This window comes from Agrobacterium rubi TR3 = NBRC 13261 (assembly GCF_000739935.1).
Lineage (GTDB): Bacteria > Pseudomonadota > Alphaproteobacteria > Rhizobiales > Rhizobiaceae > Agrobacterium > Agrobacterium rubi.
The window spans coordinates 127,152-141,140 of the sequence record NZ_BBJU01000026.1 but is presented as its reverse complement, the minus strand read 5'-3'; the positions used below and the strand labels follow the sequence as shown (position 1 = coordinate 141,140).

At 56.6% G+C, this 13,989-nt stretch carries 12 protein-coding genes; 9 read left to right on the top strand and 3 right to left on the bottom strand.

From position 1 onward, the window contains the following. Window positions 1–68 precede the first annotated feature (68 nt). Window positions 69–1,034 carry a magnesium/cobalt transporter CorA gene (corA, locus tag RRU01S_RS20240; RefSeq protein WP_045232015.1) on the bottom strand — a complete coding sequence of 322 codons (966 nt, stop codon included), beginning with the start codon at window positions 1,032–1,034 and terminating at the stop codon, window positions 69–71. A 322-nt stretch (window positions 1,035–1,356) separates the two neighbouring features. Here corA and RRU01S_RS20235 point away from each other — a divergent pair, with 322 nt between their 5' ends. Both RRU01S_RS20235 and RRU01S_RS20230 read left to right on the top strand, forming a co-directional pair. Continuing rightward, entirely contained in the window at window positions 1,357–2,229 is an 873-nt protein-coding gene (locus RRU01S_RS20235) for a lipid kinase (protein ID WP_045232014.1), read from the top strand. A 51-nt stretch (window positions 2,230–2,280) separates the two neighbouring features. After that, on the top strand, window positions 2,281–3,252 hold the full coding sequence (locus RRU01S_RS20230; RefSeq protein ID WP_045232013.1) for a DUF808 domain-containing protein: 972 nt from the start codon (window positions 2,281–2,283) through the stop codon (window positions 3,250–3,252). Window positions 3,253–3,267: 15 nt separating this feature from the next. On the opposite strand, the gene RRU01S_RS20225 is transcribed toward RRU01S_RS20230, so the two are convergent. Continuing rightward, entirely contained in the window at window positions 3,268–4,392 is a 1,125-nt protein-coding gene (locus tag RRU01S_RS20225) for an ROK family transcriptional regulator (RefSeq protein ID WP_108722696.1), read from the bottom strand. A gap of 91 nt (window positions 4,393–4,483) precedes the next feature. Here RRU01S_RS20225 and RRU01S_RS20220 point away from each other — a divergent pair, with 91 nt between their 5' ends. The 7 genes from RRU01S_RS20220 to RRU01S_RS20190 all read left to right on the top strand — a co-directional run bounded on the left by RRU01S_RS20220 (window position 4,484) and on the right by RRU01S_RS20190 (window position 12,961). Continuing rightward, window positions 4,484–5,857: an ABC transporter substrate-binding protein gene (locus RRU01S_RS20220; protein WP_045232011.1), complete on the top strand. Its 1,374-nt coding sequence runs from the start codon at window positions 4,484–4,486 to the stop codon at window positions 5,855–5,857. Between the two features lie 67 nt (window positions 5,858–5,924). Beyond that, window positions 5,925–6,836 carry a carbohydrate ABC transporter permease gene (locus RRU01S_RS20215; protein ID WP_045232010.1) on the top strand — a complete coding sequence of 304 codons (912 nt, stop codon included), beginning with the start codon at window positions 5,925–5,927 and terminating at the stop codon, window positions 6,834–6,836. Beyond that, window positions 6,836–7,900, top strand: coding sequence for a carbohydrate ABC transporter permease (locus RRU01S_RS20210; protein WP_045232009.1), 1,065 nt, complete (start codon window positions 6,836–6,838; stop codon window positions 7,898–7,900). Before RRU01S_RS20215 ends, RRU01S_RS20210 begins: the two co-directional genes overlap by 1 nt. Before the next feature lie 5 nt (window positions 7,901–7,905). Further along, a complete protein-coding gene (locus tag RRU01S_RS20205; protein WP_045232008.1) occupies window positions 7,906–9,015 on the top strand; it encodes an ABC transporter ATP-binding protein in 1,110 nt (369 codons plus the stop codon). 11 nt (window positions 9,016–9,026) lie between these two features. Further along, window positions 9,027–9,749, top strand: coding sequence for a glycerophosphodiester phosphodiesterase (gene ugpQ / locus RRU01S_RS20200; RefSeq protein ID WP_045232007.1), 723 nt, complete (start codon window positions 9,027–9,029; stop codon window positions 9,747–9,749). Further along, on the top strand, window positions 9,749–11,293 hold the full coding sequence (locus RRU01S_RS20195; RefSeq protein ID WP_052816147.1) for a metallophosphoesterase family protein: 1,545 nt from the start codon (window positions 9,749–9,751) through the stop codon (window positions 11,291–11,293). The genes ugpQ and RRU01S_RS20195 overlap by 1 nt, the downstream gene beginning before the upstream one ends. Window positions 11,294–11,359: 66 nt before the next feature. After that, window positions 11,360–12,961 carry an inorganic phosphate transporter gene (locus RRU01S_RS20190; RefSeq protein ID WP_045232055.1) on the top strand — a complete coding sequence of 534 codons (1,602 nt, stop codon included), beginning with the start codon at window positions 11,360–11,362 and terminating at the stop codon, window positions 12,959–12,961. 94 nt (window positions 12,962–13,055) lie between these two features. On the opposite strand, the gene RRU01S_RS20185 is transcribed toward RRU01S_RS20190, so the two are convergent. Continuing rightward, on the bottom strand, window positions 13,056–13,772 hold the full coding sequence (locus tag RRU01S_RS20185) for an outer membrane protein (RefSeq protein ID WP_045232006.1): 717 nt from the start codon (window positions 13,770–13,772) through the stop codon (window positions 13,056–13,058). Window positions 13,773–13,989 lie beyond the last annotated feature (217 nt).

The following is a 13,989-nucleotide window of genomic DNA, read 5'->3' as shown; positions in this document are numbered from 1 at the left end:
GGCGGAACATTGGCTCAAAGGGAAATTTTCTTGTCGAACCGCATCTTGGCGTCCTTCCGACGGACGCGTCATAGCCATCCAGATTTTCTGAACTGGTAGTACAAGATGCCGCAGAGGGAAAAGATGACTGCCAGGACGACATAGTAGCCGTACTGCGTCTCAAGTTCCGGCATATGCTGGAAGTTCATCCCATAGATCCCGGCGATGGCGGTGGGGACGGCGAGGATCGCAGCCCATGCCGCCAACTGTCTGGTGATCGTGCCCTGACGCTGCATTTCAAGAAGATTGCTGGCCTCGAACACAGATGTCACCACTTCGCGCAGACCTGACACCATGCCCTCGACCCGTCTGACGTGGTCGTGGACATCGCGAAAATAGGGTCTTGCATTGTCATCGATGCACGGCAGCTCAAGATGCGTCATCCTGCCGATCATTTCTGACATCGGCCCCAGCACGCGCTGAAACAGGATAACCTGCCTGCGCATCCGGAACAGACGTCTGATCTGGTCGCGTTCGAGAAAGGAAATCAACATATGCTTTTCCATTTCGAGAACCCTGTCTTCCAGCTTCTCGACCATCGGCAAATAGCCATCGACCACGAAATCGAGAATGCCGTGAAGCACATAATCCGGGCCATGCTCCAGGAGCCGCGGTGACTGTTCGAGTTGCTCCCGCAACTCCTTGTGCCCACGGGCGGAACCATGTCTGACAGTGACCACGTGGTTTGGACCGAGGAAAACATAGGTCTCGCCATAGGCGATCTTGTCGCCCTCCAGATGTGCAGTCTTCGTGACAACGAAAAGCTGGTCGCCGTAGACCTCGACTTTCGGGACTTGACCGCCCTTTAAGGCATCCTCCACGGCCAGCGGATGCAATCCGAACATAACCTTGAGGCTCGCCATCTCCTGTGCCGTGGGTTCCAACAGTCCGATCCAGGCGAATGCCTTGCCCTCCGTTTCAAAAGGCCGATCGTTCAAGGCAATGTCTTCTGCCCGTTTGCCCGCACGATACATATAGGAGGCGACAACTGTCATCGGGTTCCCTTCAAAACAGGTTTAGGGCATTGAGCCGGATAATGTCGTGGGGATGCGGCCCCGTTGCGGTTGCTGGACCGCAGTCCGTTCCCTTTGTCTTACGTCAAACTAAGGCGGATTGAGAGCCGGTGTCGCTAAAAAATCGAGACATGAAATCCGCCAATCTTGTCTCCTTTTTTTTGTAGATGGATATGCCGCGTGTGCCGAACAACCATGCCATTGACGAGGGATGCTGCAGTGCACATATAAAAACAATCGATCTTTTCAACGTGAAAACGCGTTACCGATCCAACGTTCGCAAACGCGCACAGAAACTGAGAGTATGACGTCACAAGCAGCTTTGTTGCTGGTCAACCCGAATTCCCGCAGAGGAAGAGACAGTCTGCCCGAAGTGCGTCGGTTGCTGGAGCAAGCTGGAATCCGTTTCACCGAGCTGCCGGCCGATTATGCGGGTACGACATCCCAGGCGATTGAAGAGCATATCGGCCTGGTCGACCGTGTCATCGTCGGCGGTGGCGACGGTAGCCTGAACGGGGCGGCACGCGGGCTTTTGAAATCGGGGCTTCCCTTGGGTGTTCTGCCGCTTGGAACGGCGAACGATTTTGCCCGCACCATCGGTCTACCCCTCGATCTTGCCCAGGCCGTGGACGTCATCGCCAAAGGCAACACGACCCAGATCGACCTCGGCGAAGCGAACGGACATCCATTCTTCAATGTGGCGAGTGTTGGTTTCAGTGCCGATCTTGCGATGTCGCTCACCGAAAAGGCCAAGAAGCGTTGGGGCAAGCTCGGCTACGGAATCGTCGCTGCCCGGTTGCTCGCCAGCTCACGATTGTTCACCGCAACGCTCGAGCATGACGGTCAGACCGAAGAACTGCGAACCTTGCAGGTGGCTGTCGGCAATGGGCGCTTTTACGGTGGTGGCATGACTGTGCACTCAGATGCCACGGCAACAGACGGCATGCTGGATTTCTACAGTCTCGAGGTCGATCACTGGTGGAGGTTGTTGGCGCTTCTGCCAAGTTTGCGCAAGGGTACCCACGGCGACTGGAACGATGTCCGTTCGTTCTCGACCAAGCATCTGACCATTCGCACCAGCAAGCCGCGCGCGGTCAATCTCGACGGCGAGTTAAAAACGAACACACCGGTGACGTTTCATATCATGGAAAAGGCGATCTCGGTTTTCGTCCCCTGACGGACGCAAACTCATATTCATTCATTTCAAAATACAAAGGCCGCATTTTTCATGGCAACAGGTCTCATAGCGCTTCTCGATGATGTCGCGGCAATCGCAAAGCTGGCTGCAGCGTCACTTGATGATGTTGCCGCGCAAACCGCCAAGGCGACCAGCAAAGCGGCAGGCATCGTCGTCGATGATGCTGCCGTCACGCCGCGATATGTGGTGGGCCTCAGCCCCGCCCGTGAACTGCCGATCATTGGCCGCATTGCGTTGGGCTCGCTGAAGAACAAACTTGTGTTTCTTCTTCCGGCCGCGCTTCTTCTCGGCTTTTTTGCGCCGTGGGTCATTACGCCGCTTCTCATGGTTGGTGGTGTCTATCTCTGTTACGAAGGTGCTGAAAAGCTCTATGCGGTTTTCTTTCCGCATGCTGCGCATGGTCACGAAAAGCAGGTGCTGGGTGAGGAGCTCGATCCGGTCGCTCTCGAGAACCAGAAGGTCAGCGGCGCTGTTCGCACCGACTTCATTTTGTCAGCGGAAATCATGGCGCTGACGCTCGCCGATATTTCTCAGTCCAGTGTCTATATGCAGGGCTTCGTGCTGGCCGCCGTGGGTATTCTGATCACGCTTGCCGTTTACGGTTTCGTCGCGCTTATCGTGAAGGCAGATGATGTCGGTATCGCGCTGGCCAAGACCTCGTCGTCGGTCTTTCAGGTTATCGGTCGCGGTCTCGTCTACGGCATGCCGATCTTCCTCAAGGTGCTGGCAGCTGTCGGCACCGCGGCGATGTTATGGGTCGGAGGCAGCATCTTGGTGCACGGGCTTGCCCAGCTGGGTTATGCTGGCCCAGAACACCTCGTCCACGATGTTTCCGCCGCAGTTGTTTCTGCCATCTCCTTCGCTCCATCCGTCGTTGGCTGGCTGGCGACGTCGGCCCAGCAGGCCATGCTCGCTATCGTCATTGGTGCGGTTGCTGTGGTTGTTATGGGGACTGTGATTGCACCTTTGTGGAACCAGATACGCGACGGGAAACACGGCTGATAAGTCCGATTTGGGCTAACCATACAGGATCATCGCCGCAGCTCCGAATGCGACGGTGTCTGTGGCGTCGATGTCTGGGATCAGGATGGCGGGCTGCAGGGCGCGGGCTCCCTCGAAGGGTCTGCTTTTTTCAAAGTCCAGCCACGGGGCAAGTCTTTCGCGCACGAGGCGCGGCAGCGTTCCACCGATGAAGATTGCAGAGGGTGCCAAAATCGATGCGATCATAAAGGCGAGCCGGGCCGTTTCAGGTCCTGCTCGCTCGAGCCAGTCGTCGAGAACGCTCATGTTCTTTTCGAGATAGATCGCCCACCGCTCCGAAGAGCGGCCCTCCGGTATCTGGCCCACTGACGCCGTGCACCATGCCGCCAAGTCATCGAATGAGGGCCGCGACAGGCCACGCGGGCGAAGAGCGCCGACATCTCCGGCATTTCCCAGATTGCCGCGATGAAGTTCGCCACCGATAACGATGCCGCTGCCGATACCCTCCGACAGATACAAATAGGCGAAATTATCGTGTTCGGCAGCGTTGCCCAGAGCAAGTTCGCCCACCGCCGCGGCGTTGGCGTCATTTTCAATCATGACCGGGCAACCCAGTGTGTCACGCAACGAAGATGCGAGATCGGGGCCCGCCCAGGAAATCACCTCGTCGGCAAGATCGAGGCTTGTCACGCCTTTGCGAAAACGTGTCGGCATTGCCACGCCGACGCCAAGCAGCAGGTTTTCATCGATATCGCACGATGCCAACAGACTGTTCTTGACGTCATTTATGGTCTCTTCCACGTCGCAGAACGCATCATATCGTCCGTCCAGATGATGCTCAGCAATCCTTTTTCCGCAGAAATCAAGCATCGTGAGGGTGAGTGAGTAATGATTGGCATGAACGCCTAAGGCATAACCGACGTGGCCCTGAAGCATGAGATCGATGTGGGGGGCACCGCGCCCGCCATGGCGTCTTGCGCCTTCGATGACGATACCCCGCTCGATCAAATCGCGGGTCATCATGCTCACGGCTGCTGGCGTCACGCCGCAAAAATCAGCGATTTCAGCGCGCGACGCGGCGCCCTTGCGGCGCAGATGGTTGATCACTGTCGCCTGGGTACCACCAATGCCAGCCAACGGCCCCTGTCGTTTGAGCACTATGACGCCCTCCAGAGAATTGAACTGGCGATGTCATAAATCCATTACTTAAGCAACTTAATTAAATAATCACCTTCAACCGGATCAACCCGCCATGAACACATTTCTTGCCGTCCTTTCTTCCGCAGCGATGACCGCTTTCGTTGCAGGCGCAGCGCATGCAGAAGACATCACCATCAAGCTCTCGACGCTCGCCGACAAAACAGCGCCAGGTCGCATCACCAATATCGAAGGTGCGGCGAAGATCATGAACGAGCAGTTCAAGTCCGCAGGCGTGGACAAGCGGATCGTCATCGACACCAACAACAGCGCGGTGAAGGGCTGGGACGATCTGGCTCTGGAAATGCTCAAAGCATTTTCCGTTGGCCAGGGTCCGGATATCTACGTTTTGCCGCATGAGTGGATCGGCCAGTTTGCCGAAGACGGTTACGCGCTGCCGATGGATGAGCGTATTGCCGCCAAACCATGGGTTTACGGCGATATTCTGCCTGTCCTGTGGAATGCGGCCAAAGCCAAGGATGGAAAGATTTACGGCGTGCCGCAGGATGCCGAAATCCGCATGTTCTTCTACAACAAGGATATGCTGCGCAAGATCGGCAAGGATGAAGCCTTCATCGAGGGTCTGCCAGCCAAGGTCGAAGCGGGCGAATTCACGCTCGATGATCTGACGGCGCTGTCCAAGGAAGTGGTCGATGGCAAGGCTGCACAATATGGAATGCTGCACCGACCTAATGTCGGTATCGATTATCTGATGGTCTTTCAGTCCTACGGCGTGAAGTTCATGGACGAGACAACCGGCAAGCTTGTTTTCCCGAAGGCTGAAATGACCAAGGCGCTCGGCTGGTATGAGCGCAACGCCAAGGAAGGCGTGACCCCCGTCGACAACACCTCCATGAGTTGGGAAGCCATTCAGGGTGCGTTCAAGCAGGAGAAGGCGTTCGTCTTCCATCAGGGTGTCTGGACGGTTGCCTGGCAACTGGGTGATAAGAACGGCGCGACATGGCCGACCGACAAGGACGGTTATTTCCACAAGATCGGCTGGATTCCGGCGCCGGCAGCTGAAAAGGGTGGCAAGCCTGCCAACCTCTCACACCCGTTGCTCTACACCGTCAACGCCAAGAGCAAGAATTCCGACATCGCTGCCGATCTCGTGGCGCTGGCAACGTTGCCTTACTTCAACACAGAGCATGCCGTGACGTCCTACCACACGGCGATCAGCAACGCTCAAACGGCTATGCCGAAATACAAGGATAACTGGGTTCTGTCCGCCGCATCGCCGATGATGGAGCATGCCAAGTTCGTTCCGAACCACACCCAGTTCGGCAGCTACAACAAGGTGTTGTTCAGCGGTCTACAGGCCGTTGAAACCGGCAAGATGACGGCTACTCAGGCCGTTGATTTCATCGCCGATGAGCTCGAACTGCAATTCGGCGCAGACATCGAAATCCGCGACACCGCCAGCAATTGATCCCGTATGAATTTCTCGCCGCCCGGCTTGGTGCCGGGCGGCACCTCTGTTTGACTGGTGCTCCACAATGTCCCAATTCCAGCCTCGAGCGCACCGCCCCGCACGGCCTATGCTCTATCTTGCGCCGGCCATCGCGCTGCTTGCGGTGTTCTTTCTGGCACCCATCGTCGTCAACACGGTGATCGCGTTCACCGACATGGGCGCCAATCTTCGTGTCGGGCAATTCACAACGCAGAATTTCGAACGCATCGTCCAGCGCGATGCGCGCATGCCTATGGTGCTGCTGACCACACTGATTTATGTCAGCGCGACGCTGTTCATCTTCAATGTCGGCCTCGGCGCGCTTCTGGCGATGACGTCTACCGCGATCCCCGACAAGCTCGGCAATTTCTTCCGTGGCCTGTGGCTGCTGCCGCGCATGAGCCCGGCCGTCCTCTATGGCATTTTATGGATATGGATTGCCGATCCTTCGCCATCAGGTCTGCTCAATCAGGTCACCGGCACCTTCGGCCTGCCGCCCATCAACCTGCGCAACGACTTTCCGTTGTTTCTCGTCATTCTCGCAAATGGTGTCGTCGGCGCATCCTTCGCCATGGTCATTCTGACGTCGTCGATCCGTTCGATCCCGTCACACCTTGCCAATGCAGCGCGCGTCGATGGTGCCAGTGAATGGGGTGTGCTGCGACATGTCGTGGCACCGGCGCTGTCGCAGCCGATCCGGATGATCACCATCTATCAGGCGTTGTCGCTGATGACGACCTTCGAATATATCCTGCTCATCACAGGCGGCGGGCCGGTTTACGATTCCACGCCCTATGCTCTCTATATTTACCGCCGCGCTTTCGAAAACGGTGCCTATTCCTATGGTGCCGCGCTGGCGCTGGGCCTGATGGTTATCGGGGTTGCCGTCACGCTCCTACACTGGCGCGTCACCAATATGCGCTCAACCTTTGCCGCTCCAAAAATCGAGGTGCTGTGATGACGCTTGTCCAGACCAATGCCGTATCCTCGCCCGATTGGGTGCGCCTCGAACGCCGGGGTGCCGCCCACAGCGCCGGTTTTCTCTCGGCTATTATTCTCTTCCTGACTGTTGTTTCCGTTCCTGTTCTGCTGCCTTATTTGTGGCTTCTGGTGAAGTCGCTGACATTGTCGGACGAAGCGGTCAGCCGTGTCGTTCTCTGGCGCACATCGGCCATTGCTGGGGTTGCGTATCTCGGCGCAATCGCACTTGCGCTTCTGGCAGAACGTTTGCGCAAGCCCGCGCTTTCATGGGCAGCGCTCTGCATCGTGATCGTCCTTCTGGTGGCTATTTTCCTGGCTCCGTATATGACGCTCGAAAACTATCGCTTCCTTTGGAACCGCGACATAGCTGGCACTGGCACCACAAAAATGGACCTGATGCCTTCCATATGGTCGGCATTTGGAAGCTCAGTTGTGTTCGCGGTCAGCCAGACGGTCATCGTTACGCTTGTCGCCACGCCCGCTGCCTATGCCTTGTCGCGTTTCGCCTTTGTCGGCCGGGAGAGCTTTCTTCGCGGTCTGCTCATGCTACATGCTTTTCCGGCACTGGCTCTGACCGTCGCGATTTTCATTCAGCTTCACTATATGGGCCTGCTCAACAATCTGGCGGGCGTCGTACTGGTTCTCAGCGCGCTGGAATTGCCCTTCGCCATTTTCGTGCTCAAGAGCTTCTTCGATAACGTCCCCTGGGACATCGAAATGAGCGCCGTCACCGATGGCGCAACGCGGTCCCAGGCGTTTCGCATGATCGTGCTTCCGCAGGTCAGCGGTGGGTTGATTGCCGTTGCCACCTTCACATTCCTGAAGGGCTGGGAGGAATATGTCTTCGTCCAGACGCTGCTCATCGACAAGAGCCAGATGACAATGAGCCTCTACCTCTTCTTCGTTGCACAGGACAATATGGGCGCAGACTACGGCATGATCGCCGCTGTCGGCATCATCTATCTCCTGCCTGTGCTGCTCCTCTACACCTTCACGCAGAAGTACATCACCCAGATGAGCTTTGGCGGGATCAAGGGATAATTGCCATGGCCAAGATCACTCTCGACAAAGTCACCAAGAGCTGGGGCGAGACCCAGGTTCTGAAACCGATGAACTTGACCATCGAAGATGGCGAGTTCGTTGCGATCCTCGGGCCATCCGGCTGCGGAAAATCCACGACGCTGTTTCTTCTCGCGGGCCTTTACGCCCCCACGGCAGGGCAGATCGCCTTCGATGGTCACAACGTCAACCGCGTCGATGCGCGCGACCGCAATGTCGGTATCGTTTTCCAGTCTTATGCGCTCTATCCGAACCTGACGGTCCGCGAAAACATTGCATTTCCATTGCGCTTCAAGGCCATGGCCAAGGACGAAATCGCAAAGCGGGTGGGCGAGGCGGCAAAGCTTGTCCAGATCGACGCACTGCTCGACCGCCGTCCGTCGCAACTTTCCGGTGGACAGCAGCAGCGCGTGGCGCTTGCCCGCGCATTGGTAAAAGAGCCGAACATTCTGCTGCTGGATGAGCCCCTTTCCAACCTCGATGCCACCTTGCGCATCACCATGCGGGCGGAGCTGAAAAGCATTCAGAAGCGGCTCGGTTTCACCACGCTCATCGTCACCCATGACCAGATCGAAGCGATCACCATGGCGGACAGAATCATCTGCATGAACAATGGCGAGATCGCCCAGATCGGCACGCCCGATGATCTCTATCGCCGTCCAAACAACCTGTTCGTCGCGTGCTTCATCGGCACGCCGCCGATGAACCGGGTGAAGGGCAAAGCGGCCGGTCGCCGTCTGCGTCTGGGTGAAATGTCGCTCGACCTTAATGTCCAGTATGATGGTGAGGTCACCTTCGGTTTGCGCCCGGAAGACATCACGCTCGTGTCGGATGCGGATGTGGCGTTTAAGGGTGAGATCGTCACGGTTGAGCCCATGGGTCGGGAAGTGTTCTACACCATCGACACGCTGGCCGGGCCCATCCACGCGCTTGAATATGGCGAAGAGGTGCGGCATGCGCCAGGCGCCTCGGTCGGCATCAAGTGCAAATCGGACCTCACGCTTCTCTTCGACATCTCGGGCAATCGCATTGTCGATCTTCATGCCTATGTTTCGCACCAAAGCATCCGGGCGAAAACGCTCAAGCCCGCAAACTGACAGGATTTCTCGTGACCAAAATCGTATCCCATCGCGGCGCCAACCACTTTGCGCCGGAAAACACCTTTGCCGCCGCTGATCTCGCGCTAAGCCAAGGCGCGGACTATATCGAGCTTGATGTGCGTGAGAGCTCCGATGGCGTGCTCTATGTCTTCCATGACGAAACGCTTGATAGAACCACCAATGGCACCGGCCCCCTTGGTCATGCCCTGTCGAGTGAGATCGATGCGCTTGATGCCGGAAGCTGGTTCGGGGAGGCGTTCAAGGGTGCGATCGTGCCGCGGCTCGATGCCTATCTGGAACATCTTCGCGGTCGTGCAGGTGTTTATATCGAGCTGAAATATTGCGATCCCGCCAAGGTGGTTGCACTGGTGCGTAACCTCGGCATGGTGCGCGACACGTTCTACTTTTCCTTTTCCGAGGAGATGCGGCGCGACTTGCAATTGATTGCCCCGGAATCGCGCAAGATGATGACGCTGAACATCGCCAAATCGCCGTCTCTGGTTGGGGCCGTTCACCACGCATCGATCATCGAAATCACCGTGGAGCAGATGCGCCGGCCGGGCATACTGGAAGCTTGCGGCAAGGCAGGTCTTGAAATCATGACCTATTACGGCGGCGATGATCCGGCTATCCATCGGGAGATCGCCGAGGCTGGCGTCGATTACATCAATCTCGATCGTCCTGACGTGTTCGAGGCGGCCAGACGTGAATTGCGTGGAAAGACTGCCTGATGCAAATCGCAGTCGTTGCCGACGTTCATCTGCATGATCTCCATGGCAGTTACGGCATTCTGGAAGAGGCAAGCGGTGAAGTGGCCCTGCGAACGCTTGATGACACGATGGCGTCGACCCGTGTTTTCAACGAAAGCTATCCGGCGTTTCTCGCGGTGCTCAACGATATCGTCAAGCGTGGCATCCGGGATGTCGTGCTTCTGGGTGACTATTCTGACGATGGCCAGATGGGTGCCGTTGCGGCGTTGAAAAAGGTTCTGTCTTTCTACGAAGACAATCACGGCCTGCGGTTCTTTATTACCTTCGGAAATCACGATTGTTTCGGCCCTGAACCGCGCCATCAGGCCAAATGGCTAACAAAGGCCGATGGTCTCAATCCTGTTCTGGTAACCAGCGACGATCATGCGCAAGCGCCAATGGTTATCCGGTCAGGAATGCTTGGAATGTCGACCGCCTCAGCCGTTGCTTCCATGTCCTGTTATGGCATAGAGCGGCCCTTGGGAGTAGCGCATTGGGAAATGCCTTTCTGCAATCGCGGTGAAGAGGAACATCGCCGTTTCCAAGACGATGATCCGATAGGCCTCGATGCGTCCTACTTGGTGGAGCCCCAGGACGGTCTCTGGCTTTTGATGCTGGATGCCAATGTCTTCCACGAACGCGGTGGTACCTGGAAGCTCCAGTCCGATGCCGCGTGGGATTACGTCTTGGCAGAGCGTCCCTATATTCTGGAATGGATATGTGATGTAGCAAAACGTGCAACTCTCCTCGGCAAGACACTTCTGGCCTTTTCGCATTATCCCGTTCTTCCACTGGCACTGGCGGGCATGGGCGACCATGTGCGGTCTGCGTGCACGCCGGATTGGCAGACGCGCATGCCGTCTCTGGAAAGCGGTCGATTTTTGGCGGAGGCCGGACTGCGGTGGCATTTCAGCGGCCATATGCATGTGGCGGGGCGGACGGAACTTGATGGGCTGGTAAATCTTGCGGTGCCATCACCCGTTGCCTACCCGGGCGGATATATCGTCGTTGCAATCGACGATGGCGTGGTGAGCCCCGAGACAGTGCTTTTGAATGAAACTGTTGGGTTCGACATCGGATTTTCGGCCTATGAAAATCAGATTGCTGGTGCCGACAAGCTCAACGGCACCTCGATACTTGCATGTTCGACGTATCCCGAATTTCTGCTTGCACACTTATTGCACCTGGCCGCGACAAAGCACATTCCCAACGACTGGCAACCAGACCTTCTCAGCCATCTCGACCGACCAATAGCGGATCTTTTCAGTGGAGATGCCGGGCTGTCGCCGGTTATGGAAAGGTGGCAGAGCGTAGCCTCGCAACCTTTTCGTATTATGATGGAAGATTACTATATTTTCCGCGCCGGTGGACGGGCGGCCCGACAGAATATTCCGGAGGATCGCTGCAATTTCTATCGCGAGTTGGGACATGCACCCCCGGGGGAAGGCCCTTCTGCTGGCCATGTTTTTCTAGAAATGTTCTTAGCTTGTTTCGCCGTGTCACGCGCGTGCTCCGTCACGCCTTAAATATCCGCTGTCATGAAAGGTTCACGCCGGGGCTCTACCAAATGGAAACGCATTTGGAGCAAGCCTTTGGTCGATCTCAGCGCAGCACATCCACGAACCGAACCGGTTCCTCACCCCCTTGAAAATTCTGGCGCAGGAAAATGGTTCCTTCCCGTGCTTGCGGTCGTGCTCCTCAGTGGGCTTGCCTATGTGGCCTACGCGCTGGCGCAAGACCTTACCAGTGCCGCTGCGGTTCCTTGGGTCTTGCTTGGCCTGGCGCTTTTGATTGCGCTGGGCTTTGAGTTCGTCAACGGCTTCCATGATACGGCCAATGCGGTTGCGACCGTCATCTACACCCGCTCCATGCCAGCGGAATTTGCCGTGATCTGGTCTGGCCTTTTCAATTTTCTCGGGGTTTTGACATCGAGCGGTGCGGTCGCCTTCGGCATTCTGGCGCTGCTTCCGGTCGAACTCATTCTGCAGGTCGGTTCAGGGTCGGGTCTTGCCATGGTGTTCGCGCTTCTCAGCGCTGCGATCATCTGGAACCTCGGTACCTGGTATTTCGGTCTGCCGTCCTCAAGCTCCCATACCCTGATCGGCTCGATCATCGGCGTTGGGCTTGCCAACCAGTTTCTTGCTCCGGCAGGCACGGCAACCAGCGGCGTGGACTGGTCACAGGCGACCAGTATCGGCCTTTCGCTTCTCGTCTCCCCACTGATCGGTTTTGGTTTTGCTGCATTGTTGCTTCTGGCCATGAAGTTTTTTGTGCGCAATCAGGCGCTTTATCAGGAGCCGAAATCCAGTGCCCCGCCACCCTTGTGGATCCGCGGGCTGCTGATTTTTACCTGTACCGGTGTCAGCTTTGCCCATGGCTCCAACGACGGCCAGAAGGGCATGGGCCTGATCATGCTCATTCTGATCGGTCTGGTTCCCACCGCCTTTGCGCTGAACCGGACCCCGGATGTGAACTATCTGGAAGCCTATAAAACCGCATCGGCCCAGGTTGAAACGGCGCTTGAAAAATACGTCAAGCCGGGTGCGACGGTCACCGATGCAAAGAAGGTCGTTGGTGATGCGGTTCGTTCCAAGACATGGAGTGACCAGACCACCCCGGCCTTGCAGCAGTTCATCCATCAGACAAGCGCGGAAGTCGCTGCTTTCCCGACGCTGGAGGCCGTGCCGAACGAAATGGTCGGCAACGTCCGTAACGACATCTATCTGATTGGCGAAGCACTCAAGCTGATCGACAAGAACAAGCTGCTGCCGATGGAGGAAGCCGATCTTGCAGCTGTTACCTCCTACCACAAGGCGGTCGACAACGCGACGAAGTTCATTCCGACCTGGGTTAAGGTCGCGGTTGCCTTGGCGCTCGGCCTTGGTACGATGATCGGCTGGCGGCGCATTGTCGTGACCGTCGGCGAAAAGATCGGCAAGACGCACCTGACCTATGGGCAGGGGGCTGCTGCGGAGGTCGTCGCCATGGTCACGATTGGCGCTGCCGATCACTTTGGCCTGCCGGTCTCCACGACACACGTCCTGTCCTCAGGCGTGGCAGGTACCATGGCCGCGAACGGCTCGGGCCTGCAATGGTCGACGGTTCGCAACATGATGGTCGCCTGGGTACTGACGCTTCCAGCCTCGATCGCCATCGCTTTCGTGCTTTACGTCATTCTCCGGCAGCTTTTCTGAGCAGAGCGGCGCGGTTGAGGTGCGCATAATTTTGCGTCTAAATTTTCATAAAAAAAGCCGCTCGAGAGCGGCTTTTTCATGTGTTTGTCTGATTTTAAAACTTGCGTCTGAAACCAGCAACGACAGCATGAGAGCTGAAATCCGTGCTGGAAACAGAGCCGTCACGCGCGGCAAAGTCAAAGTCATCCGCTGCTGTGTAGCGATAGCCGATATCAAACGTTGTATTGCTAAACAGTGAACTATCCCTGAAAAACGAGATCGTGTTCAGATCGATGCCAACGCCAGCATCGAGATGATAAGCAAACTTTGTGTCGTCATCATCCATGGCGACGCCAGTCAGGGAAACACCCTGGCGACGCAATTCGAGGTTCATCGCGCCAACACCACCGCCGAAGTAAGGCGTAAAGGCCGTGTTCGTTGGAATGTCGAGATAGGCGTTGACGAAGCCCTGAATGGTCCGCGCGTCTCCGAACGAATCAGATCCGAAGTTCACACCGTTGCGGCTGATTTCGTTGGCGTCTGCTGCACCGTAACCGATTTCAAGCTCCAGACGGGGCGAAACGAAGCCGTAGGACCCAAAGCTGTAGCCTGCGCGCAAACCACTGTAAGTCCCGAAATCATAATCGGTGCTGAACGATGCGCCACCTGATGTGAAATTTGTATTGTCCGGGAACGTCAAGCTGCTCACCGAGCCAAGGTAGAAGCCACCCGTGTTTGCAACGGCAACAGGCTCATTCTGAGTCATATCAGCAGCATTTGCAGATGATGCCAGAAGAGCCAGCAGGCCTGCCAATTTAACGATTTTTTGCATTCGGTAGACCTTTCAAGAATCGGCCCCCGCCGTTGCTGTCACAAAGTCAGTTGCGGCGTCTCCTGTCTAAGCAATTTTGTCTCAATCGACCCTTTTATGGAAAACTAGCTTCACATGCGTTGCTTATCCGCCACGGATGAAAAGGGCGGCGCGCATTCAAAGTAATGCTTTTTCATCGTCGGCGACGATAAAACATCGGCCCCTAGCAGCAGCGATT

Excerpts from the sequence above, each read along its gene's own strand:
- corA (WP_045232015.1), bottom strand. The coding sequence starts at position 1,034 with ATGACAGTTGTCGCCTCCTATATGTATCGTGCGGGCAAACGGGCAGAA.
- RRU01S_RS20235 (WP_045232014.1), top strand. The coding sequence starts at position 1,357 with ATGACGTCACAAGCAGCTTTGTTGCTGGTCAACCCGAATTCCCGCAGA.
- RRU01S_RS20230 (WP_045232013.1), top strand. The coding sequence starts at position 2,281 with ATGGCAACAGGTCTCATAGCGCTTCTCGATGATGTCGCGGCAATCGCA.
- RRU01S_RS20220 (WP_045232011.1), top strand. The coding sequence starts at position 4,484 with ATGAACACATTTCTTGCCGTCCTTTCTTCCGCAGCGATGACCGCTTTC.
- RRU01S_RS20215 (WP_045232010.1), top strand. The coding sequence starts at position 5,925 with ATGTCCCAATTCCAGCCTCGAGCGCACCGCCCCGCACGGCCTATGCTC.
- RRU01S_RS20210 (WP_045232009.1), top strand. The coding sequence starts at position 6,836 with ATGACGCTTGTCCAGACCAATGCCGTATCCTCGCCCGATTGGGTGCGC.
- RRU01S_RS20205 (WP_045232008.1), top strand. The coding sequence starts at position 7,906 with ATGGCCAAGATCACTCTCGACAAAGTCACCAAGAGCTGGGGCGAGACC.
- RRU01S_RS20195 (WP_052816147.1), top strand. The coding sequence starts at position 9,749 with ATGCAAATCGCAGTCGTTGCCGACGTTCATCTGCATGATCTCCATGGC.
- RRU01S_RS20185 (WP_045232006.1), bottom strand. The coding sequence starts at position 13,772 with ATGCAAAAAATCGTTAAATTGGCAGGCCTGCTGGCTCTTCTGGCATCA.